The 21,496-nt window shown below is 71.1% G+C and carries 20 protein-coding genes; 12 read left to right on the top strand and 8 right to left on the bottom strand.

Annotated features, from left to right (window positions below):
- Positions 1–16: 16 nt before the first annotated feature.
- Entirely contained in the window at positions 17–442 is a 426-nt protein-coding gene (locus ACP4E5_RS05695; protein ID WP_425825615.1) for a pyrophosphohydrolase domain-containing protein, read from the top strand.
- The gene (locus tag ACP4E5_RS05690; RefSeq protein ID WP_425825614.1) at positions 415–633 is read left to right on the top strand and encodes a hypothetical protein; all 219 of its coding nucleotides are present in this window, start codon (positions 415–417) and stop codon (positions 631–633) included. The genes ACP4E5_RS05695 and ACP4E5_RS05690 overlap by 28 nt, the downstream gene beginning before the upstream one ends.
- A 67-nt stretch (positions 634–700) precedes the next feature.
- Here ACP4E5_RS05690 and tnpA read toward each other — a convergent pair whose 3' ends face one another.
- Positions 701–1,090: an IS200/IS605 family transposase gene (gene tnpA / locus ACP4E5_RS05685; protein ID WP_425825613.1), complete on the bottom strand. Its 390-nt coding sequence runs from the start codon at positions 1,088–1,090 to the stop codon at positions 701–703.
- Positions 1,091–1,116: 26 nt separating this feature from the next.
- On the opposite strand from tnpA, the gene ACP4E5_RS05680 reads away from it, so the two are divergent.
- Complete coding sequence (locus ACP4E5_RS05680) at positions 1,117–1,341, top strand: hypothetical protein (RefSeq protein ID WP_425825612.1); 225 nt, start codon at positions 1,117–1,119, stop codon at positions 1,339–1,341.
- Between the two features lie 3 nt (positions 1,342–1,344).
- Here the strand turns inward: ACP4E5_RS05680 and thpR are convergent, their stop codons facing one another.
- The 3 genes from thpR to ACP4E5_RS05665 form a co-directional block, all read right to left on the bottom strand.
- Positions 1,345–1,950 carry an RNA 2',3'-cyclic phosphodiesterase gene (gene thpR, locus ACP4E5_RS05675; protein ID WP_425825611.1) on the bottom strand — a complete coding sequence of 202 codons (606 nt, stop codon included), beginning with the start codon at positions 1,948–1,950 and terminating at the stop codon, positions 1,345–1,347.
- 74 nt (positions 1,951–2,024) lie between these two features.
- Positions 2,025–4,763 carry a rifamycin-inactivating phosphotransferase gene (gene rph, locus ACP4E5_RS05670; RefSeq protein ID WP_425825610.1) on the bottom strand — a complete coding sequence of 913 codons (2,739 nt, stop codon included), beginning with the start codon at positions 4,761–4,763 and terminating at the stop codon, positions 2,025–2,027.
- Between the two features lie 132 nt (positions 4,764–4,895).
- Positions 4,896–5,789, bottom strand: coding sequence for a LysR family transcriptional regulator (locus tag ACP4E5_RS05665; protein WP_425825609.1), 894 nt, complete (start codon positions 5,787–5,789; stop codon positions 4,896–4,898).
- A gap of 342 nt (positions 5,790–6,131) precedes the next feature.
- Between ACP4E5_RS05665 and ACP4E5_RS05660 the strand changes: the two genes are divergently transcribed.
- Entirely contained in the window at positions 6,132–6,890 is a 759-nt protein-coding gene (locus ACP4E5_RS05660) for a sulfite exporter TauE/SafE family protein (RefSeq protein ID WP_425825608.1), read from the top strand.
- Between the two features lie 89 nt (positions 6,891–6,979).
- On the top strand, positions 6,980–7,876 hold the full coding sequence (locus tag ACP4E5_RS05655) for an MBL fold metallo-hydrolase (RefSeq protein WP_425841109.1): 897 nt from the start codon (positions 6,980–6,982) through the stop codon (positions 7,874–7,876).
- 40 nt (positions 7,877–7,916) lie between these two features.
- On the opposite strand, the gene ACP4E5_RS05650 is transcribed toward ACP4E5_RS05655, so the two are convergent.
- A complete protein-coding gene (locus ACP4E5_RS05650) occupies positions 7,917–8,363 on the bottom strand; it encodes an anthrone oxygenase family protein (protein WP_425825607.1) in 447 nt (148 codons plus the stop codon).
- Between the two features lie 93 nt (positions 8,364–8,456).
- Between ACP4E5_RS05650 and ACP4E5_RS05645 the strand changes: the two genes are divergently transcribed.
- The gene (locus tag ACP4E5_RS05645; protein ID WP_425825606.1) at positions 8,457–9,035 is read left to right on the top strand and encodes a TetR/AcrR family transcriptional regulator; all 579 of its coding nucleotides are present in this window, start codon (positions 8,457–8,459) and stop codon (positions 9,033–9,035) included.
- Between the two features lie 260 nt (positions 9,036–9,295).
- On the opposite strand, the gene ACP4E5_RS05640 is transcribed toward ACP4E5_RS05645, so the two are convergent.
- Positions 9,296–9,739: a hypothetical protein gene (locus tag ACP4E5_RS05640; RefSeq protein WP_425841106.1), complete on the bottom strand. Its 444-nt coding sequence runs from the start codon at positions 9,737–9,739 to the stop codon at positions 9,296–9,298.
- A gap of 306 nt (positions 9,740–10,045) precedes the next feature.
- On the opposite strand from ACP4E5_RS05640, the gene gdhA reads away from it, so the two are divergent.
- From gdhA to ACP4E5_RS05620, 4 genes are all read left to right on the top strand, one after another.
- Positions 10,046–11,401, top strand: a complete 1,356-nt coding sequence (gene gdhA, locus ACP4E5_RS05635; RefSeq protein WP_425825605.1) for an NADP-specific glutamate dehydrogenase — start codon at positions 10,046–10,048, stop codon at positions 11,399–11,401.
- Positions 11,402–11,568: 167 nt separating this feature from the next.
- Positions 11,569–12,009, top strand: coding sequence for a spore germination protein GerW family protein (locus tag ACP4E5_RS05630; RefSeq protein WP_425825604.1), 441 nt, complete (start codon positions 11,569–11,571; stop codon positions 12,007–12,009).
- A gap of 80 nt (positions 12,010–12,089) precedes the next feature.
- Positions 12,090–12,500: a cytidine deaminase family protein gene (locus ACP4E5_RS05625; protein ID WP_425825603.1), complete on the top strand. Its 411-nt coding sequence runs from the start codon at positions 12,090–12,092 to the stop codon at positions 12,498–12,500.
- Between the two features lie 183 nt (positions 12,501–12,683).
- A complete protein-coding gene (locus tag ACP4E5_RS05620) occupies positions 12,684–14,981 on the top strand; it encodes an MFS transporter (RefSeq protein WP_425825602.1) in 2,298 nt (765 codons plus the stop codon).
- A 16-nt stretch (positions 14,982–14,997) separates the two neighbouring features.
- On the opposite strand, the gene ACP4E5_RS05615 is transcribed toward ACP4E5_RS05620, so the two are convergent.
- Positions 14,998–16,899, bottom strand: a complete 1,902-nt coding sequence (locus ACP4E5_RS05615) for an ATP-binding protein (RefSeq protein WP_425825601.1) — start codon at positions 16,897–16,899, stop codon at positions 14,998–15,000.
- Positions 16,900–17,202: 303 nt separating this feature from the next.
- On the bottom strand, positions 17,203–18,153 hold the full coding sequence (locus tag ACP4E5_RS05610; RefSeq protein ID WP_425825600.1) for a phosphotransferase family protein: 951 nt from the start codon (positions 18,151–18,153) through the stop codon (positions 17,203–17,205).
- Between the two features lie 318 nt (positions 18,154–18,471).
- On the opposite strand from ACP4E5_RS05610, the gene ACP4E5_RS05605 reads away from it, so the two are divergent.
- Positions 18,472–19,602, top strand: coding sequence for a LacI family DNA-binding transcriptional regulator (locus ACP4E5_RS05605; RefSeq protein WP_425825599.1), 1,131 nt, complete (start codon positions 18,472–18,474; stop codon positions 19,600–19,602).
- A 204-nt stretch (positions 19,603–19,806) separates the two neighbouring features.
- On the top strand, positions 19,807–21,495 hold the full coding sequence (locus ACP4E5_RS05600) for an ABC transporter substrate-binding protein (protein ID WP_425825598.1): 1,689 nt from the start codon (positions 19,807–19,809) through the stop codon (positions 21,493–21,495).
- Position 21,496: the final 1 nt, after the last annotated feature.

Here is a 21,496-nt window from a genome sequence, read left to right as displayed (position 1 = left end):
CACTTAGGGTCGGCACATGGACCATGAACCAATGCGGCGCGTCGCCGAGTTCCGTGAGACGTTCGACGGCACGGCCAAGGCCGAGAGCCCCGAACTGGCCGAACATCGGCGGACGTTGCTGACGGAGGAGGCGGGCGAAGCGGCCGAGGCGCTGACCGAACTCGCCAGTGCCCTGCGGGAGGGCGAGGATCCGCTCGCCGCGTACACGGCGGTGGCCAAGGAGCTGGCCGACGTCCTCTACGTCACCTACGGCGCCGCCGACGCGCTGGGAATCGACCTGCCGGCCGTGTTCGCCGAGGTCCACCGGTCCAACATGAGCAAACTCGACGCGGACGGCCGTGTCCTGCGTCGCGGCGACGGCAAGGTACTCAAGGGCTCCGGCTATCGACCCGCCAACCTCGACGGCCTCGTCGCATGGCCGCCGACCGGGCCCTCGGCGTGACCGGACAACCCTCCGCCCAGCCGCTGAACTTCGTCGTCGTCCTCACCGACGACCAGGGCCGCTGGGCCATGCCGCACCGCATGCCCGAGCTGCACATGCCACACCTCGCACGCCTCCAGGACGACGCCGTGGAACTCGACCAGTTCTACCAACTTCATCGGTATTGCTCCGCCCGTTCATGGCGGAGGTGAAACCGATCTGGTGACAGTGGTGCGGAGTGCCGTAGTGGTGGGTTGTTTCACGTGCCGACGCGGAGCGTCATGGGTGGTGTTGCGGCGGAGCCGGACTTTTGCCGGGTCGGGTGGGGCGCTGTTGCTGTCGGATGTACTGCTTGACCACGGGGAGAGGTGCGCCGCCGCAGGAGGCGGCGAAGTAGGAGCCGGACCAGAAGCGTCCGCCCCACAGGTGGCGGCGCACGTGGGGTTCGAACTCCTGGCGCAGGCGGCGCGAGGAGACGCCCTTGAGGGAGTTGACCAGTTTCGACAGGGCGACCTTCGGCGGGTAGTGCACGAGCAGGTGGATGTGGTCGTGCTCGCCGTTGAACTCTCGCAGTTCGACCTCGAAGTCCGCGCAGACCTCCCGCATGCTGTCCCGGGGGCGCGACGACACGGGTACGTACGTACAGAGCGACGCCCCGTGAACCCGCATCCGACCCCGCCTCTTAAGCTGGCACGGTGACGGACAACACCTGTACCCATTGCGGCACCGGCGGCCTGGAAGACGGATTCATCGAGGACGCGGGGGAGCACTCCCGTGGCTACGCGCGTTGGATCGAGGGCGCGTTGGAGCGTGGCATCTTCGGCGGCGCCAAGCGGCTCGGCCGGCCCCGCCGACGGATCGAGGCGCTGCGCTGCCCTAAGTGCGGGCATCTCGAACTGTTCGCCATCGACAAGGTGTAGCCCTCAGGACTTCGGCGGCTCCGCGGACCCGCCCGCGAATTCCCATGCCGCTATGTCCTGGTAGCGCCTCGGCGTGGACGCGTTCCCGGGGATGCTGCCGACCAGGTGGAGGCGGAGCGAGCGCCAGCGGCGGCCGGTGAAGTCGCCGAGGGCGGCGGCCGCCTCGGGCACGGACGTCGTGTCGTGGCGACGGGCGCGGGCCAGCGTCAGGTGAGGGCGCAGCGGACGCTCCGGGAGATCGATCCTGCAGCCCCCGACCTGCTTCCGGACCGCGTCGGCCAATGCGTGCAGGCCGTCCAGGTCACCCTCCACACCGCTCCACAACACCCGTGCGTCGAAGTGCCCGCCGCCGCGCAGCGCCAGTTCGGGGGAGGGGTGGGCGGCCGCGACGTCGGCGAGCGGCTGGCGGAGCCGCCGGATCGTCTCCACCGGCTGTTCGCCGAGGAACGCCAGCGTGATGTGCCAGTCCTCGACGCGGTTCTGCCGCAGGCGGGGGTGCGCGGCGTACACCGGGCGCAGAGCGAGCGCCAGTTCGTCCTTCGCGTCGTCGGGCGGCGCGAGGGCGATGAACGCGCGCAGGGTGGCGGCGGTCTCGGGCGGTTCGGTCACGTGTGCCTTCGTGTGTGTCTCGGTCGATGGTGGGAAGGGCCGGGCGGGAGCGACGCCACGGTTCAAGGGTCAGATCACTCCAGGAGTTCGACGTATCCGTCCGCCCCGTGCACCCGGATCCGCTGGCCGTCCCGGATCAGCCTGGTGGCCCCGTCCACGCCCACGACCGCCGGCAGACCGTACTCGCGAGCGATCACCGCGCCGTGCGTCATCAGCCCGCCCACCTCCGTGACCAAGCCCGCGACGGCGACGAACAGCGGCGACCAACTGGGGTCCGTGTAGGCCGTGACCAGGATGTCGCCCGCCTCGAGATCGGCCTCCGCCAGGTCGAGGACGACACGGGCCCGCCCCTCCACCGTCCCTGCGGACACCGGCAGTCCGACCAGCGCCCCGTCGGGTACGTCCTCGCGCCGGTACGTTCCGCGTACGGCCTCACCGTCCGAGGTGAGCACGCGCGGCGAGGTGAGCGACTGGTACGTACGGAAGTCGTCCTTGCGCTGTTGGATGAGCCGGCCGTCCGCCCGGTTCGTGCCGACGACGTCGTTCAGTTCCTGGAACGTGAGGAAGTAGATGTCCTCCGCGTCATCGAGCACACCTGCCCGCACCAGTCGTCCCGCTTCCTCCAACAGCGCCCGCCTGTAGACGAAGTAGCGCTGAATGATGCCGTACTTGGGGTACTCGCGGTATCCGATGAAGGTGCGGACGCGCTCGATCATCCGCTTGGTCTCGTCGGCCTTCCAGGCCCCGTCCCCGGCGCCGTTCTCGTTCTCGTCCCCGTCTCCGTCGGCGGACAGGACGCGTAGGCGTGACAGTACGTCCGCCTCCTTCTGGCGTGCCTTCTCCAGCCCCTCCTCGAACCGCCGCTTCGCGGCTCCCGGTTCGAAGTTCCGTACGTTGTCGAGGATCACCGGCACGAGCGTGGTGGGGCGCTCACGCCAGCGCGGTCGCGTGATGTCGATCTCGCCGACGCAGCGCACGCCGTACCGGTCCAGGTAGGCCTCGATGGCGGCACGTGCCTCGGGTCCGCCGGCGCGCTTCGCCAGCTCGTCCAGGAAGGTGTCGTCCGTGAGTTGCCCGGTGTCCTGGAGGAAGGCCAGCACCTCCGGCAGCGGGCGGATGACGTCCGCGACATCGAGCAGCGCGAGACCCATCTCCGACGTGATGTTGCCGGGCGCGGACAGCGTGAGCGTGTCAGCGGCGTTCTTCTCGCCCAGCCACTCGTACAACTTGTCGCTCAGCCACCACGTGGCCTCCATGCCCGCCATGATCGCCTGCATGCTCAGCCGGTCGCCGAGGGCCCGCTTGTGCTCCTCGAAGGCGTCGAGCAGAAAGTCGAACAGGGCGGGGCCGGTCCTCGCCTGGATGTCTCGCTCCAGGGCCGCGATGGACTCCTGGCTGCGCTCGATGAGCCCGGTGACGATGGCCGGGTCGGTCTCGATGGGGGCGGGCGGACGGCTGCCCGCAGGGGGCGTGGCGGGGACCGGGGTCGGTGCCGGGTCCGGGAGCGTAGGAACGAAGTCGCCGCGGTCGAGGAGGCTTTCGAGGGCGTCCCTGATCAGCGGATCGCCCCGGCCCACGACGTCGAGGAGACCCGCGCGGCTCGTGGGCGCGGCCAGGCGCCGGGTGGCGTCGACGAAGAGCCGACCGCCGGCTTCGTGCATCGGCGCCATCGCCGTCAACTGCCATACGGAGATGCCCAGCGGCCGCATCGCGTCGGTCATCATCTGCTGATGGCCGACGGAGAAGTAGACGTGACTCTCCTCGTCGTCGCGCTCGGGGACCGGGAACAGCGTCGTGATCGGCCGGCTCTGCACGATCTGGAACCCGGCGCTGTCACCGCCATCCGTGTCGTCACCGGCACCGGCACCGGCACCGGCACCGGCACCGGCACCGGCATCGGTGTCATCAGCGGTCAGGCACCATTCGATGTCCTGCGGTCGGCCGAAGTGCGCCTCGATGCGGCGCCCGAGCCGGACGAGTCGTACGACCTGTGCGTCGGTCAGCGCCGGCTGCTCCTGCCGCCGCGCGTCGACCGTCACTTCCTCCGTGCCACCGCCCGGCAGCGCGTACACGGCACGCTGCTTGGCGGCGATCGTCCGCTCGACAACCTCGCCGTCCCGGACCCGGAAGACATCCGGGTTCACCAGGCCGGAGACCAAGGCCTCGCCGAGGCCGAAACCGGCGTCCACGGTGGCGACCCTGCGGTTGCCCGTGACCGGGTCGGCCGTGAACAGGACGCCGGACGATTCCGGCCGCACCATCCGCTGCACGACCACGGCCATGTCGACCGTACGGTGATCGATACCGGCGCGCTGACGGTAGGTCACGGCCCGCTCGGAGAACAGTGAGGCCCAGCACCGGCTGATGTGCTGGAGGATCGCTTCCGGTCCGACGATGTTCAGGTACGTGTCCTGCTGGCCGGCGAAGGAGGCCGTCGGCAGGTCCTCGGCGGTCGCGCTGGAGCGGACGGCGCAGGCGGCCCGCTCACCAAGGGAGGAGAGCGCGCGGCTGATCCCGGCCGCGAGGTCGTCCGGAACGCGGACCCCCTCGATGATCCGGCGGAGCTCCGCGCTGAGCGTACGGATCGCCTCCCGGTCGTCCGGATCCGTGCGCGACAGCTCATCGATCCGCTCGTCGAGCGACGGCGCGTCCGCCATCACGCGCCGGAAGGCCACCGTCGTCACGCAGAAGCCCGCCGGAACCCGGACGCCCTCGATCCGCGCCAGCCCGCCCAGGTGCGCACCCTTGCCGCCGACGACGGCGACGTGTGTCTCGTCGACGTCCCGCAGATCCACCACGTACTGCTCGCTCACTGCGCTGCCTCCCGGGCGGCCCGTCCGTTCCTGACCGCCCACTATGGATCACGTAGGCGGGATCACGAATTGCCGATCACGCATTCCGCGTCACGCGGCATACGCTGTGCATCGCGCATGGCAGGTCAGCGATCATGACTCCAGTGCCGCTCGGCGCAAGTGCTCGGCCAGCGCCTCCGCCGCCGGGGAAGCGGCGCCGTCCTTGGCTCCCCAGGCCAGCAGGTGACGTCGGCGGGCCCACGGGTCCTGCAACTCGCATACGTCGAGGGGGTGGCGCGGGTCGATCGCGCGACGCGGCACGACGGCGAGCCCGGCGCCCGCGGCGGCGAGGGAGACGAGGACGTTCAGGTCGGCGACGGTGGTGCGGTGGCGCACCACGGGGGCGTGCGGCCCGAGCCGCTTCTCGATCCAGCGGCGCAGCGAGGAGCCGGAGTCGAGGCCGACGAGCGGGTGCTCCGCGACCTCGCTGTACGTCACCGAGGTCCGCCCGCCGAGGACCCCTCCCGCCTGGCCGATCACGACGAGGGAGTCGTCGCCGAGGGGTTCCATGCGCAGGCCGCTGTCGCCGGCCTCGTCGTCGATGACGACTCCCAGGTCCGCCTCGCCGTCGGCGAGCCTGCGAACGGTCTGTGGTGTGCGGCTCTCGGACACGGTGACGTCGGTGTCCGGGTGGGCGCGGAGGAACGGAACCAGGGCGTGCGGAACGAGCCGGTGCATCGCGGAACCCCCGCCGAGCAGGGTGAGTTGGGCGTTCGGGGAACGGGTGTAGCTCGCGACGGCGCTGTCGAGGCGTGCGGTCCTGTCGAGTACGTCGCGCGCGTGGCGGGCCAGCGTCGCCCCGGCCGGCGTGGGTCGTACGCCGCGGCGGCCGCGGATCAACAGCGCCACTCCTGCGTGGTGTTCCAGCGAGCGCACCCGGGCGCTGGCCGAGGGCAGGCTCAGGTGCATGCGCCGCGCGCCCGCCGTGATCGAGCCCTCCGTGACGATGTGGAGGAAGAGCCGCAGGTCGTCCAGGTCGTAGCGCACCCGGCCCAGCCTAGGGCCTGTCGTTTGGATCAGGCCGGGCTCGCGGGGGCTGGCACGCACTCCCCCAAGCTCTTAAGGAGCAGGGGGGACCCCCCTCGGCGTTGTCGTCGGTCGCCGACGCTCCGCGTCGACTCCCTCCTCCGCCTTGCGATCGCACGCTTCCCCAAGCTCTCGGCTTCGCTCGAGCAGGGGAGGCCCCATTCCCCCGCTCCCTGATCCGGCCTGATCCAAACGACAGGCCCTAGGTCACAGCCTGGGCCGCAGCCTAAGGAACAGCCTTAGGCTGGGGACGTCGATTCCGCATTGTGGCGTAGATCGTCGGCGGGCGATGCTCTGCGGGTGATGGAGCCATTTCTTGTCCTGTTGGCCGGTGTCGCCGCCGGAGCCCTGAACGCCATCGGGGGCGGCGGAACGTTCGTGGCGCTGCCCGCGCTCGTCGCCGTCGGCCTGCCGCCGGTGGCCGCGAACGCGGTGTCGCGCGTCGCCCTCGTACCCGGCGCGGTCGCCAGCGCGTGGGTCTACCGGCGCGAACTCGCCCCGGTAGGGCCCACGTCCACCAGAGCGTTGACCGTGATCAGCGTCGTGGGCGGAGCCGTCGGCGCGGGTCTTCTGCTGGTGCTCCCCGCGTCCTCGTTCGACGCCGCGGTGCCGTGGCTGCTCGCGTTCGCGACGGTGGTCCTGGCCTTCGGGCGCCACCTCTCCAGCGCGCTGAACCGGGTGCTGGGTCGCCCGGTCGGCATGAGCGGGCGCGTCGTCCTGATCGGACAGTTCTTCCTCGGCGTGTACGGCGGATACTTCGGCGGAGCCGTAGGCATCCTGATGCTGGCCCTGTGGGGCATCGGCTTCGGCCTCGACGCCGCGGCCGGGAATCCGATGCGGGTGACGCAGCTCGCGGCCATCTACCTCAGCGCGACCGTGCTCTTCCTCCTGGCCTCCGACGCGCTGGCCGCCCCGCTTCTGCTCACGGCCATGCTGGTCGGCGCCGTGGCGGGCGGCTTCGCCGGCGCCCACCTGGCGCGCCGCCTTTCCGCCCGGCTGCTGCGGGGCGTCCTGCTCACGACGGCCGTGATCACGACCGTGCTGTACTTCCTGCGCGGCTGACCAGGTAAGCAGAGGAGCGCCGCGGGGGTCGGCGGTGGTGGGGGATGCCTCATGGCGGTTCCGGGCACGGTTCGATAGAAACGGTGACCATGGAACCCCGCCCCACCGGATACACCCCCGCACAGTACGGCGCGGTCAGCGTGCTCGTCGGTGCCCGCAACGGCGCCTACCCGGGCGCCAATTCGCTGCTCGTACGCGGCACGAGTGCCTCGCTGGTCGTCGACCCCTCGCTGTCGCTCGTCGACGACGCGCCGCCCGCGGACCTGGTCCTCGTGAGCCACGCCCACGAGGACCACATCGCAGGGCTTGGACGCTACGACGTGCCGGTGCACGTGCACCACGGCGACCTGGACGCGCTGCGCTCGCGCGCGGCCCTCGTCTCCGCGCTCGGACTGCCCGCGGACACGGTCGACGCCGTCGACGCGGCCATGCGGGACGAGTTTCACGTAGAAGGCCGCCCGGACGCGCGGCCGTTCAAGGACGGCGCGGTGTTCGACCTGGGAGGGCGGACGGTGACCGTCGTCCATCTCCCCGGGCACACCGCGGGCCACAGCGGATTCCTGGTCGAGCCCGATGGGTTCCTGTTCGTCGCGGACATCGACCTCACCTCGTTCGGCCCGTACTACGGCGACGTGGGCAGCAGCCTCGTCGACTTCGAGGCGTCGATGCGGCGCTGCGCGGAGATCGACGCCCGCTGGTACGGGACCGCCCACCAGAAGGGCGTCATCGAGGGCGCCACGGAATTCCGCCGCCGGCTCGACGCCTACGCCGCCGTGGTGGAGAAGCGGGACACCGAGCTGCTGGCCTTCCTGAGCGAACCGCACACACCGGACGAGATCGCCGACCGCCGGCTGGTGTACCGCCCGCATGTCCAGGGCGCGCACATCCGGCCGGTGGAACTGCGCACGGCGCGGCGGCACTTGGACCGCCTGACGGGGCAGGGGCGGGTCGAGGAAGTGGAGGCCGGGCGCTTCCGTGCCGCGTAGGGACACGGCACGCAGGGAAGCCCCAGGCGCCCCCACGGACTCAGACCAGCGCAGTGACCAGCACGGCGAACGCGGCGACGATGACCGCGACGCGGACGTAGTGGTAGCGGTCCCAGCGGCTCATCTGCTCCTTCCAGTCCGCGGGCCGGTTCTCGGCGGTCCACGTCTTGCCCTGGTTGTTGATCGGGACGAGCAGTAGCAGCGACATGACCACGCTGACGATCAGCAGCGCGCCGGCGATGACGACGAGACCCGCGCCGTCGTGGTGCCAACCGGCGACGGCCCAGATCGCGATGAGGACGAGCGATCCGATGTACCAGAACGGCATCAGGGCCCCGAGCATCCGGCCCCCGTGCGAGCGGGCCTGCTGATTGGCGTCGTCGGGGAGGCCGCTGAAGATCGGGTTCATGACGAAGGCGACGGAGAACTCCACTCCCACCATCACGCCGAGTGCCACGGTGGTGAAGACCTCAAGTGCGTTGAGCATGGTGACCCCTCCTGAGAGATCTAGCGGCGCTAGATGGTGAGGCAACGCTAGTGCTACTGCCGCTCGATTGTCTAGCGGTGCTAGCATCGGGTCATGTCGCTACAGGAACGCAAGGAGCGTGAACGCGCGGGCCGCGAGCGCCTCATCGTGGCCACGGCCCGCGAACTGGCGGAGCAGCAGGGCTGGGGCGCGGTCACCACCCGCAAGCTGGCCGAGCGCATCGAGTACAGCCAGCCCGTTCTCTACAGCCACTTCCGCGGCAAACGCGAGATCATCGGCGCCGTCGCCCTCGACGGCGCCGCCGAGATGGCCGTGGCGCTGCGGGCCGCGACCGCCGCCGCGGACGGCCCGCGCGCCCGGGTCGCCGCCCTCGCGGGCGCCTATCTCGACCTCGCCGAGCGGAACCCGGCGGTCTACGACGCGCTGTTCCAGCTCGACGGCGGCCTGGAGTTCGCCCAGGAGGACACCCCCGAACCTCTCAAGGACGCCTTCGCCGCCCTCATGGAGTGCCTCGGCGAGGTCGCGGGGGACGGTGTCCACCCGGGGGCCTTCGCCGAGGTGTTCTGGGCCACCCTGCACGGCCTCGCGACCCTCGCCAGAGCGGGACGGCTGCCGGCGGCGTACGCCGAGCAGCGGATCGGGCTCCTGGTGGACCGACTTGCCGTGCTCTGACCGCCGGTCGAACAACGTGCCCACTCTGTGAAGGCGCCCTGGGAGTCCGGTGGAGTTCGTCAACTCGGTGCCGTGTGGCAGAACATGGCGGATCGCGTGTCGTTACGACCAGTGAAGCCGGCTGCGGGTCCTGTCGCGTGATGAGCGTACGGGGGAGTGCACACCCCGCAGTCGGCCTCTTCCCCTCCGGCCGGCCCCGCTTCCTCGAACCAGCGGGGCCGGCCGCCCTCTTGGCGGGTGCGGCCCGGTGGCGGGCGGGTTCAGCGGGTCAACGGGTCGTCGCTCAGTGCGGTCCGCGGGGCCGGGGGTGGGGAGATCGTGCGGTACGCGGCCCGAGCGTGGGTCAGGCGGGCCCACAGTGTGCCGACCAGGGTGGCGGTGAGAAGGCAGGTCAACCAGAGAGTGTCACGATGGCCGATCCAACTCAGGGTGCCGGCGGGCGGTATCGCGAAGCCGTTGAGGAACAGCCAGCACAGCACGGCGGTTCCGGGCGCCGCGGTGAACCTGGCGCAGAAGCCGAGGCCCGCGGCGAGGAGGGCGAGCGCGGTGAGCGCGAGCCACGGGCGGCCAGGTCCGAGCAGTACGTTGATGAGCGCCACGAGCAGCAGAGCGGTACCGCCGGTCACCGCCCACACCAGCGGCGTCGCCACGGGCCGGGGAACGGGACGCGGGCCGGTGCTCCGGATCGACACCCACTTGATCACACGCACGCTTCCTCCCGGCCGGGCTCGAACGCCAGGATCGTATTCTCCCCCACCGCTCCTCGCGGTCGACAGTCACGGCCCGGATGGCCGGAATCGTGTGTTCCGTGCCCTTTGGCCAGGTCGAATCGCCACGTGTGGCGGCTCACGTCGTCCGGGATCCGGATGGCACTGGTCAACGCGTTTACATGCGCGTAACACTTACCTTGTCCCGCGCACGGCAATGGCGCCGCGCGCTCATCGAACGACCGGACCCGAGCGAGCCGCACCCGCAGGGAGATGGCGACTGCCGAGCCCGAAAGGCTTTCAGTGACGACGCGATCCAACACGCAGGACATCCTCGGCGACCTCCTTGCCGAGATCGAAAAGCGGAACCCCGCGCAGCCCGAGTTCCACCAGGCCGTGCATGAGGTCCTCGAGACACTCGCCCCCGTGCTCGAGGCCCGCCCCGAGTACGCCGAGGCCGGACTCGTGGAGCGGCTGTGCGAGCCCGAGCGACAGGTCATGTTCCGGGTGCCGTGGCAGGACGACCGCGGCCGGGTCCACGTCAACCGCGGGTTCCGCGTCGAGTTCAACAGCGCGCTCGGCCCGTACAAGGGCGGCCTGCGCTTCCACTCCTCGGTCAACCTCGGTGTCATCAAGTTCCTGGGCTTCGAGCAGATCTTCAAGAACGCGCTGACCGGTCTCGGCATCGGCGGCGGCAAGGGTGGCAGCGACTTCGACCCGCACGGGCGCAGCGACGCCGAGGTCATGCGGTTCTGCCAGTCGTTCATGACGGAGCTGTACCGGCACATCGGTGAGCACACCGACGTCCCCGCGGGCGACATCGGCGTGGGCGGCCGCGAGATCGGCTACCTCTTCGGTCAGTACCGGCGCATCACCAACCGCTGGGAGTCCGTCCTCACGGGCAAGGGTCAGGGGTGGGGCGGCTCGTTGATCCGGCCGGAGGCGACCGGGTACGGCAACGTGCTGTTCGCGGAAGCCATGCTGCGCGAGCGGGGCGAGGACCTGGAGGGCCAGACGGTCGTGGTCTCGGGATCCGGCAACGTCGCCATCTACACCATCGACAAGCTGCACGCCCTCGGTGCGAACCCGGTCACCTGCTCGGACTCCTCCGGCTACGTCGTGGACGAGAAGGGCATCGACCTCGAACTGCTCAAGCAGATCAAGGAGGTTGAGCGGGGCCGCGTCGACGCGTATGCCGAACGCCGTGGCGCCTCGGCCCGGTTCGTGCGCGGCGGAAGCGTCTGGGACGTCGCCGGTGATGTGGCGCTGCCGTCGGCCACGCAGAACGAGCTGGACGAGAACGCCGCCGCCGCGCTCATCCGCAACGGTGTCAAGGCGGTGTCCGAGGGCGCGAACATGCCGACGACGCCGGAGGCCGTGCACCTGCTCCAGGAGGCCGGCGTCGCGTTCGGTCCCGGCAAGGCGGCCAACGCGGGCGGCGTCGCCGTCAGCGCGCTGGAGATGGCGCAGAACCACGCCCGTACGTCGTGGTCCGCGGAGCGGGTCGAGGACGAGCTGGCGCACATCATGAAGGACATCCACGCCACCTGCCACGAGACCGCCGAGCGCTACGGTGCCCCGGGTGACTACGTGACGGGTGCGAACATCGCGGGCTTCGAGCGCGTCGCCGACGCGATGCTGGCGCAGGGCGTCATCTGAGGCCGATCGGCAGCGAGTTGGAGAGGGTGGGGCGGCGCGCCGCCCCACCCTCTCCCTGTACTGCCGTACTGCGGCGGCCAGTTGGTGCGGTACGACCGTGGCGGACCGGATGCCTCCGGCCTAGCGTGAAGTCCTCCGTCACGCATGACGCGCCAGGGAGGCACCGTATGACCAATCAGGACGGACAGGCCGTGGCCGGCTCGCCGGTCGAACGCACCACCGCCCACGCGTCCGCCGCGCTGCTGGAACGGCTGGCCGACAAGCTCGGCGGCCGGGCCTCCGTCGCCGCGGTCTTCGGCGAGCCGGTCTTCCGGGAGGGCGTCACCGTCATCCCGGTCGCCCAGGCCGGCTTCGGCTTCGGCGGTGGCGTCGGGCGCGAGAAGGCGGGGGACAAGGACGGGGAGGGCGGAGGAGGCGGAGGCGGCGCGGGAGCCAAGCCACTCGGCTTCATCGAGATCAAGGACGGCACCGCCACCTACAAGCCGATCCGCGACCCCTGGGTCGACGTGGCCCTGCCACTCGCCACACTCCTGGTGGCCCTCGCCGGAAGCAAACTGACGCGCGCGGTGGCAAAGGCACGACTGGAGCGACGCGAGTCGTCGGACTGAAACGAGGGGGCCTCAGCACTCCCTCCCCAGCTGAGACGCGGACCGCCCTCGCAGGAAGGGCAGGAAGGGGATGCCGCCACGTGGGCATCGCCTCGAACGACGAACTGATCGCCGCCGCCGAGAGCGTCCTGAGCCCGTACCGGGTGGGTGACCGGCTGTTCGGTGACGTGGGCGCCACGCTGGTCACGCCCGCCGGCAACCAGTACTCGGGCGTGTGTATCGACACCGGATCAGGCACCGGGTTCTGTGCGGAGCACGCGGCCGTCGCCGCCATGGTCACCGCACGGGAGTACCGGATCGAGAAGGTCGTCGCCGTGTGGCGGAGTCCCGAGGGGGTGCTGCATGTGCTGCCGCCGTGTGGGCGGTGTCGGGAGTTCATGCGGCAGGTGGACCCGGCGAACCTGGACACGCAGGTGGTTCTCGGCCGGGACAGGGTGGTGCCGCTGCGGGAGCTGCTGCCGGCTCATGAGTGGCCGGCTCCGTTGGACTGAGACGCGGCCACGTGACCGGTTTCGTGGGCCGGGGGGCCTGTCCAAGGGGGAGCGGTCCGGTTGGCTCCCGCTTGTCTGTAAAGTTACATAAAGGACTTTCGGTCCTTACGTGGGTCATATGTGGTCCGCGATGCTTGTCCCTGGCGGACTGTGCGCAGGGGGGTCCATCAGGGAGGTCAGTACATGGTCGGCACCGGTGCGTCCGGCGGCGGCGCGACGGCCGTTGTCGCGTATGCGGCGGACGACACTCGGGGATCTACGCGCGTGGTCGGGCTGCTGCTCGCCGCGGTGGCGGTCCTGTACGTGGTGGCGCCCGCCGTGCACTCGGCGTCCGTACCCCTGGTCCAGGCCGAGCTCGGCCTCGGCGCCGGGCACGAGGTCGTCGCCCGGGTCGTGGGCTCGTCCCTGGCCCTGCTCACGCTGTTCGTCGCCGGGCGGGCCGGTGATCTGCGAGGGCGGCGTTCCGTACTGATCGCGTCCCTGGCGGGGCTCGCCGTCGGGTGCGCGCTGCTCGTGGTCGCGTTCGACGCTTGGTCGTACGTGTTCGGGCGGATCGTCGTCGCCGGCGCCCTCGCCGCGGTCTTCGTCAGCTGCCTCGCCTTCCTGCCGACCGTGTTCCTGCCGGGCCGCATGCGCAAGGTGATGGGTGCCTGGCTGGCCGTGCTGTCCCTGGGCTTCGTGCTCGCCGTGAACCTGGCCCCGCGGGCCGCGTCCACGGCCGGGTGGCGGGCGGCGATGGTCGTCATGACCGTCGCGGTGATCACCGCACTGTTACTCGTCCGTCGCTACGTGCCCGAGCCCGCGGCGACGCAACGTCACCCGATGCCGGACCGGCCGCGCGCCGCCGGCCTCATCGCCTTCGGCGTGCTCGCCCCCGCGGCGCTTCAGCTGGCCCCCGTATGGGGCTGGGCGGACCCGCGCGTCGGCCTGCTGCTGCTCTGCGCCACCGTCGCGCTCGTCGTCGCACGGCTGCGCTGCGCCGCCATCTCGGTGGCATCCCGAGGCCCCTCGCTGATGCCGGGGGCACTGCGCGCGGGCGCCCTGGTCGCGGGCCTCGCCCTCGGCTTCACCCAGGTCGTGCTCACCATGGCCGTCCCGGCGCTCGCGGGCGAGAAGGGCGGCAGCCCGGAGTCCGCGGCGCTCGTCCTGTCGGCCTTCGGCGTCGGCGGCGCGGCGAGCTGTCTGCTGGTACGCCGCCACGCCATCGCACCGGTGACAGGTTCCTCGCTCGGTCTGCCGCTGGCCGCGCTCGGCCTGGTCCTGCTGCACGCCGGACTCGGCGTGCACGCTTACCCGATGGCGGGCGACTTCGCCGTCGTGGCGCTGATCGGCTTCGGCGTCATGCTGGCCGCCGCCCCGCAGCTGGCGCGCTACCTCGCCGCCCTCCCGCGCACCCACCTCGGCACCAGCGCCGCCCTGCTGCCCGGCTCCATCCTGCTCGGAACCGCCGCCGCGCAGGCCCTCCCGTACACCTCCGCCATCGACAGCGCACCCGTGCCCGCCGAGGCGCGCCAGCTGCTGCGCGTCGGCACGATCGTGCTCGCCGTCGCCGCCCTGCTGCTCGGCCGCGTCGCGGTCTCCGTGGCGGTGGCCTGCGCCGCGGGACTGCAATACCTGTTGACCCGCACCGGCTTCGGCGACGCCGGCACCCTGATCGTCGCGCTCGCCGTGGGCGCCGCCGCCGGCGCCGTCGTCTGGTCACGCCGGGAGCAGCGGGACCGGCTGGCCAGGATCAGCGAGACCGCGAGCACCCTCCAGCACGCCGTGCTCCACCCCATACCCGAGGACCTCGGCCGGCTGCACCTCGCGAGCCTGTACCGGCCCGCCACGGCGGACATCGGCATCGGCGGCGACTTCCTGGAGGCCCTGCACACCCCGTACGGCACCCGCATCCTCATCGGCGACGTACGCGGAAAGGGGCTGCAGGCCGTGCAGACCGTCACCGACCTGCTGGGCTGTTTCCGTAGCCAGGCGTTCGAGACGGAAGAGCTCGGGGAACTCGCGGCGCGCCTCGACCGGCAGGTGCTGCGCGCCGCAGGCACCCGCGGCGACGAGGAGTTGTTCGCGACGGCGCTGCTGCTCCAGCACGACGGCCCGGAGCAGCAAGCCTGTGACCTGCACGTCGTCAACTGCGGCCACCTCACCCCGCTGGAGGTCACACCCGCCGGTGTCACGGAGATCGACGTCCCGACCCTGCTGCCCCTGGGCTTCGGCACGCTCGGCTCCGGCGCCCCCCTCACTCCGCACACGGTGCGCCTGAATACCGGGGCGACGCTCGTGGCGCACACCGACGGCCTGAGCGAGGCCCGGAACTCGACCGGCGAGTTCTACCCGCTCACCGAGGGCCTGACCCGGGCGCCGTACGGCACGCCCGAGCACCTCGTCGGCCACCTCGACGCCGGCGTACGCGACTGGACCCACCACCTCGCCGACGACATCGCGATCATCGCGCTGCGCCCGGTCGAGGCCATGGCCGCCTGACCCCGGTCAGCGCCGGTCAGCCGGTCAGTCCCGGAATGACCGGGGTCGGGGCCGCCTGCCCCGTGCGCAGGACCGTGAGGAGGGCGCACAGCGCGGCGTGGGCCTGCGGTGCGCAGGTCGCGGAGTCGGCGTCGGACACCGCGCGGTGGGCCCGCGTCCAGGCTCTCGCGGCGCGGCCGTTGTGGTGGTCGACGAGCGCCAGGGCGTAACGGGCCCGCACGCTGGACCACACGTCGTCGCGCACCCCGGGCTGCGCGAGCGCGGCGAGGGCCGCGCGGTGTGCGGCGCGCGGCTCGGTGTCCCGCCGGGCGAAGGCGAGGGCTGCGAGGTAGACGGCGCGGCCCGGTCCGCCGGTGGCACGGTCGGGGGTGAGGACACACGCCTGCTCGAAGAGGTCGGCCGCCTGGAGCGGGTCGCCGAGGGTGAGGGCGATCAGGCCGTGGACATGGGCGATGCGGGCCAGCAGGGTGTCGTCGCCGTCGAGTACGGCACCGGGCCAGATCCGGTAGAGCAGGGTGAGGGCCGTCTCCGGGTCGGTGCGCGCGGCGAGCCAGGCCGCGAGCCAGGCCGCGGGCGCCGAGGAGGGGTGGTCCTCGGGGCAGCGGGCCAGGAGCTGGAGGAGATAGCGCAGCCCGGCCGCGGCGTGTCCCGTGACCCACCAGAACCACAGGCGGGTCGCGGTCTCCAGGGCGGCGACGGTGACCTCGGGACGGGGATCGGTCAGCGCGTACCGCAGGATGGCGTTGAGGTTGTGCTGCTCGTCGGCCACCAGGCGCACCGCCTGCGTCTGATGACCGTGCTCCCACAGGTGCTCCGCGAGGTGAACGATCCTTCGGCAGTGTCCGGCCCGGCGTTCGACGGCGATCTCGAGCTCGCCGGCCTCCGTGAGCCGGCGCTCGCCGAACTCCCGTACGGCCGTGGGCATCCGGTAGCGCGTCTCGCCGGGGCCGTGCGGATCGTTCTCGTACTGGAGCAGACCGAGCGAGGCCAGTTGGGTCAGCAGCCCCGGCACCTGGTGCGGGGCGATCTCACCGCCGGTGCACAGCAGCACGGCGGCCGCCTCGCCGAACGACCCGGCGAGAATGCTGGCGCGGCTCCACACCATCCGCATCCAGGGTGAGCACAGCGCGTGAACGGCTCCGATGGCCTCCTCGACGGAACGGTGCCGCCGCAGCCGCGGCCGTGGGCTGTGCAGCCAGGACTGCCCGTGCTCCACGAGCTCGGCCAGGTCGTGCAGGGAGTACGACCGCAGCTGGGCGGCGGCGAGTTCGATCGCCAGGGGGAGTCCGTCGAGGGTGTGGCAGATGGCATGGACGCGTTCGAGGGTGGCCGGATCGCGGTGCCGCACCGCGCCACCGGCCGCGGCCAGGAACAGGCGCGCGGCGGGCGAGGGGGAGCCGTCGGCCGCGGGCCCGGTGACGAGCGGGCCGAGCCGCAGCACCGCTTCGTCGCCGAGCCCGAGGGGGCGGCGTGCGGTGATCAGGACCTGGAGCGTCGGGTGCTGGAGCAGCTGCCGCTGCACCACTCCGACGCACTCGTCATGAACCGGGTCGACGTCGTCCAGGAACAGCAGGACCCGAGGGCCCGGCCGCCGTCCGGCAGGCGGGCCGCCCGGCGTCAGCGGGGTGCCGAGCAGCGCCTGCCGCACGGCGTCCCGGAAGGCCCCCGGCCGGCCAGTCGCCTCGGGCCAGGACACCCGCACGACCTGCCGCCGGGACGGCCGTGCCCGCTGGGCGGCGACTTCGCTCAGCAGACTCTTGCCGACCCCGACAGGACCGGTGACGGTGACCAGTCGGTGGCCCGCCAACAGGCTCCGCAATTGGGTCAGTTCCGCTTCCCGCCCGATGAGGGAGCAGTCGGCCCGGCTGTCCGCGACGAGCCTGAGAAGCGTGCCGACCTCGCCGGCTTGCTTGCGCACCTTGTGTCCTTTGCGGCTTCGATGAATGGAACGAAGGGTGGTGAGCGAAGATCAGCAGAATCGTTACTGTCGGCAACTCCCGGCAGCTTCAACGCCGGTGGTGCGCCCCGGTAGTGCGCGTGGGCGCAGGCGTACCCGCAGGGCAGACAAGCTGGATGCGCGTGCTGACGAATTCCATGAAATACACCCATCAGGCGCACATTTCTCCTACGTCCACGCACAGGAACTCCACGCGGGCGCGCCTCGCCCGGAATCTCGCGCCCCGGGAGCGGCGGAAGCGACGGATGCGACGGAAGCGGCGGATCAGGACGCCCGGCCGTTGAACACGTCATTGCGCAGCAACTGTTCGGCGCACCAGCGGAAGTGGCCGTCGTCGACGCCCATGCCGAACAGGTCATAGGTCGTGAGGGCGTACGCCGCCTGATAGGCGCTCAAGGTGGCGAGCGCGTAGCCGAGTTCGTCGGCGAAAAGACGGGTGAGCTCCGAGGTGTGGGCCGCCGCGTGCGGGCCGTACATGTCCCAGACGGCCGCGGTGACGGCCGCTTCGAAGGCCGGGTCGCCGGCGGTGGTGTAGAAGCCGAAGTCGAGGACGGCCACGGGGCGGCCGGAGGCGTCCACGTGGATGTTGGGTGGGACGAGGTCGCCGTGGATCACGGTGTCCGGAACGTCGGGGAGCGAGCGCAGCACGTCGAGCGCGCGCCCGACGCCCCCGTCGAGGCCCGGCACGAGGCGTGCCAGAGCGACGCCATTGCGGGCGACGGCGCGCGAGACGAGGGTCGCGAGCGCGGACGGGAACCGGTCCTGGCCCTGCCACAGGGGGCGGTCGTCACCCTCGACGGCGAGTGCGCGCATCGCCTCCGTCGCCGGTACGGAGGCCAGGCCACGCAGGACCGTCAGCAGCACATCCCGGTGGCCCGGGGGCAGTTCGCGGCCGAACGGTTCGTGCGCGGAGTCACCGTGCACCGACGTGCCGGGCAGCTCGCGCTCGTACGTCACCACCACGCCCCCGTACTCGCCGACCTCGAAGATCTCCGGCGTGGCGAACGGGAGACGGTGTGCCGCGATGTCCGCGTACACCTGCCGGGACAGGGCGAGGCCCGTCGGCGGGCGCCCGGTCCACACCTTGGCGACCTGGCCGCCCCCGAGCGCGTAGACGACACCCTCGACACCGGCACCGATGCGTCGCGCGCCGTGGTGTCCGCGCTCGGCGAGGCGGGACGGCCAGGGGTCGGGGTCCGTCGGGAATTCCTCCATGAGCCCAGTAGATCAGGGGAAGGGCGGGTGATGTCGAGCGTCGGCGTCTGTGTCGGGCGGGCTCGTGTCATGGAGTGTCTCCTCACGCCATGACACCGTATTCAGCGCTCATCTATGTCAAATCACCGTTCATGGCGCGGGCTTGGGGCCGTCAACGCGGCAAATACGTGGCTCAAGGCGGCAATTGGCGCACACCCTGTTGCCCTCCGGGCTCAAGCGCTTTAGCGTTCTCGCACTCAACCGCTTGAGTTCAGGGCAGTTGGGCTTCGTGCCGTCCCGTTCGGGGCGGCTTGCCAGTAGGCGTGGCAGGAGATTTCCATGCGCCGTACTCCCTCCAGACGCTCGACCCTGAAGGACATCGCCGAGGAGGCGCGGGTGTCCGAGTCCGCCGTGTCCCTGGCGCTCAACGGGCGGCCCGGTGTCTCGCCGGCCACCCGGCAGCGGGTGCGCGAGGTCGCCGACCGGCTCGGGTGGCAACCGAGCGCGGCGGCACGGGCGTTGACCGGGGGCAGCACCGCCACGGTGGGACTCGTCCTGGCCCGCCCCGCGCACGCCCTGGGCGCGGAGTTCTTCTTCCTGCAGCTGGTGTCCGGGATCCAGGAGGCGCTCGCCGGGCGGGGCATCGGACTGCTCTTCCTCATGGTCCCCGACCTGGACGCCGAATGCGCCGCCTACCGTCGCTGGTGGGCCGAGCGGCGGGTCGACGGTGTGCTCGTCGTCGACCCGAGGGACGGCGACCCGCGTCCGTCGCTGCTCGACGAACTCGGCCTGCCCGCCGTGTTCATCGGGTCCGTACCGCGCGGCGAGGGCGGCTCGGCCCACCCGGGCATCTCCAGCGTGTGGGCCTCGGACACCCGGGCGATGGCCGGCATCGTCCAGCACCTGCACGCCCTCGGACACCGCCGCATCGCGCACATCGCCGGGCTGCCCCACCTCGCGCACACCCAGCGGCGGATCCGCTCCCTGCGGGACGAGGCGAAGCGGCTCGGCCTCGACCCCGCCGACGTACGCAGCATCCCCACCGACTACTCCCGGCAGCAGGGCGTCGACGCCACCCGGCAGCTCCTCGACACACCCGCGCCGCGGCCCACGGCCCTCGTCTACGACACCGACGTGCTGGCCGTCGCCGGGCTCGGGGTCGCCGCCTCGCTCGGCATCGAGGTGCCGGGCGCGCTGACGCTCGTCGCCTGGGACGAGTCCGTGCTCACGGGCTCCACCCGCCCGCCGCTGTCCGCCCTTGTCCGTGACACCCCGGCCTTCGGGCGGCACGCCGCCGAGGAGCTGCTCGCGCTGATCGACGGAGGGCCCGCGCGCACCGTCGAGGACGAGACCCCGCGGCTCGTCCCACGCGGCAGCAGCGGCCCGGCCCCCGCCGACCACGGTCGTGCCCCCACCGGCCGCGCACCGACCCGCCGGAGCCCCACCCGCCGGGACCCCACCCCTGGCTGATCCACGCACCACGGCGCCCCACCGCCCTGCTCTGACAACGATGTCCAACGTGTGTCGCTCCACCTGCTCCACTCGTTCAACTCGCCCCACCCGCTTCACCCGCTCCACCCGCTTCACCCGCTCCACCCGCTTCACCCGCTCGGCCCGCTCCACCCCACCCCCGCGTGATGTCCCCCGCCCCAACACCCCTCCGGAGAGCCTCCGATGAACCCGAAGCTCCGCGTGCCCCCGAAGTCCCGCCCCGCCACCGTGCGTACCGGCGCCCGCGTCGCCGCCGTCGGCGCGGCGGTCCTCTCGCTCGCCCTGGCCGGTTGTTCGGCCGCGCCGACCCCGGCGGGCGGCTCCGCCGGCGGCGGCGCGCTCACCACGAACCTCGGCTTCGCCGGCACCACCATCAACCGCAACTTCAACCCGTTCGCCCTGAAGCCGACACAGGGCACGTTCGGGTTCCAGTACGAGGCACTCTTCGACTTCAACATCCTCGAGGGCGGCAAGTTCACGCCCTGGCTGGCGAAGAAGTACGAGTGGGCCGACGGCGGCAAGAAGATCACCATCCACCTCGACAAGCGGGCCAACTGGAGCGACGGCTCCCAACTCACCGCCCACGACGTGGTGTTCACCCTCAACTACGTGAAGAAGAACAAGCTGCCCCCGACCTGGGCGTTCGACTTCACCAAGGCCTCCGCGCCGGACGACCACACCGTGGAGATCACCTTCGACAAGCCCGCCTACTCCAAGATCGACAGCATCGGCGGGACCACCCCGGTGCCCGAGAAGATCTGGAAGAAGAAGGACGGCGCGAAGGACACCAACCCGAACCCCGTCGGATCGGGCCCGTACAAGCTCAAGCAGTACACCCCGCAGCAGCTCACCTTCGAGGCCCGCGACAACTACTGGAAGCAGAAGAACGTCCCGGTCAAGACCGTCAAGGCGCCCATCATCACGCAGGCGTCCGAGGTGCCCAAGCTGCTCAGCGGGGAGCTCGACTGGAGCGGCGGCGTCGTGCCCGATGTCAAGAAGCAGTACATCGACAGGGACCCCAAGAACCACCACGCCTGGTACCCCACCTACGGCGGCCAGTTCCTGTTCTTCAACCACACCAAGAAGCCCTTCGACGACGTCCATGTCCGCAAGGGCCTGTCGCTGGCCGTCGACCGCGGCCAACTCCTGAATGTCACCAACCCGGGGATGTTCAACACCCTCAACCTCACGGGCCTCGACTCGAAGACCCAGGGCAAGTGGATCGCCGACAAGTACAAGGACGCCGAGCAGCCCAAGGCCGAACTCGCCAAGTCCCTCGCCGAGTTCAAGAAGGCCGGCTACACGAAGAAGAACGGCAAGCTGGTCGACGGCAGCGGCAAACAGCTCAGCTTCTCCATCATGGAGGTGCAGGAGTGGGGCGACGCCATCCAGTTCGACAAGGTCCTCGCCTCGCAGCTGAAGAAGGCCGGTGTCAATGTCGACGTGAAGCCGATCGCGGCCGCGCAGATCGACGCCAAGCGCAAGTCCGGTGACTTCGACGTCACGGTCGGCGGCGGGATCTACTACTCCACGCCGTACAACTTCTTCAAGGACATGCTCTACAGCGAGAACGCCGGCATCTGGACCAACTACGGCCACTACAAGAGCAAGAAGGCCGACGCGCTGCTCAAGGAGATGGCGAGCGCGCACGACCCCGCGAGCGTCAAGAAGTACTCGGCCGAGTTCGAGAAGATCATGGTCGACGACGTGCCGGCCGCCCCGCTCATCACGATCGGCGTCTCCTCCGAGTACAACAGCAAGAACTGGACCGGCTGGCCGAGCGAGAAGAAGCCCTACGCCCAGCCCGCGCCGTGGGCCGGCGGCGTCGACTCCATGAGCATCCTGCTCAACCTGCGCCCGGCGAAGGGCTGAC

It is taken from the genome of Streptomyces fractus (genome assembly GCF_049844455.1).
Taxonomy (GTDB): Bacteria; Actinomycetota; Actinomycetes; order Streptomycetales; family Streptomycetaceae; genus Streptomyces; species Streptomyces fractus.
This window is presented reverse-complemented; position numbering and strand designations above follow the sequence as displayed.

Coding starts and splice junctions, on each gene's coding strand:
- ACP4E5_RS05695 (WP_425825615.1), top strand. CDS start 17: ATGGACCATGAACCAATGCGGCGCGTCGCCGAGTTCCGTGAGACGTTC.
- ACP4E5_RS05690 (WP_425825614.1), top strand. CDS start 415: ATGGCCGCCGACCGGGCCCTCGGCGTGACCGGACAACCCTCCGCCCAG.
- tnpA (WP_425825613.1), bottom strand. CDS start 1,090: ATGCGGGTTCACGGGGCGTCGCTCTGTACGTACGTACCCGTGTCGTCG.
- ACP4E5_RS05660 (WP_425825608.1), top strand. CDS start 6,132: ATGGAGCCATTTCTTGTCCTGTTGGCCGGTGTCGCCGCCGGAGCCCTG.
- ACP4E5_RS05655 (WP_425841109.1), top strand. CDS start 6,980: ATGGAACCCCGCCCCACCGGATACACCCCCGCACAGTACGGCGCGGTC.
- ACP4E5_RS05650 (WP_425825607.1), bottom strand. CDS start 8,363: ATGCTCAACGCACTTGAGGTCTTCACCACCGTGGCACTCGGCGTGATG.
- ACP4E5_RS05645 (WP_425825606.1), top strand. CDS start 8,457: ATGTCGCTACAGGAACGCAAGGAGCGTGAACGCGCGGGCCGCGAGCGC.
- ACP4E5_RS05630 (WP_425825604.1), top strand. CDS start 11,569: ATGACCAATCAGGACGGACAGGCCGTGGCCGGCTCGCCGGTCGAACGC.
- ACP4E5_RS05620 (WP_425825602.1), top strand. CDS start 12,684: ATGGTCGGCACCGGTGCGTCCGGCGGCGGCGCGACGGCCGTTGTCGCG.
- ACP4E5_RS05610 (WP_425825600.1), bottom strand. CDS start 18,153: ATGGAGGAATTCCCGACGGACCCCGACCCCTGGCCGTCCCGCCTCGCC.
- ACP4E5_RS05605 (WP_425825599.1), top strand. CDS start 18,472: ATGCGCCGTACTCCCTCCAGACGCTCGACCCTGAAGGACATCGCCGAG.
- ACP4E5_RS05600 (WP_425825598.1), top strand. CDS start 19,807: ATGAACCCGAAGCTCCGCGTGCCCCCGAAGTCCCGCCCCGCCACCGTG.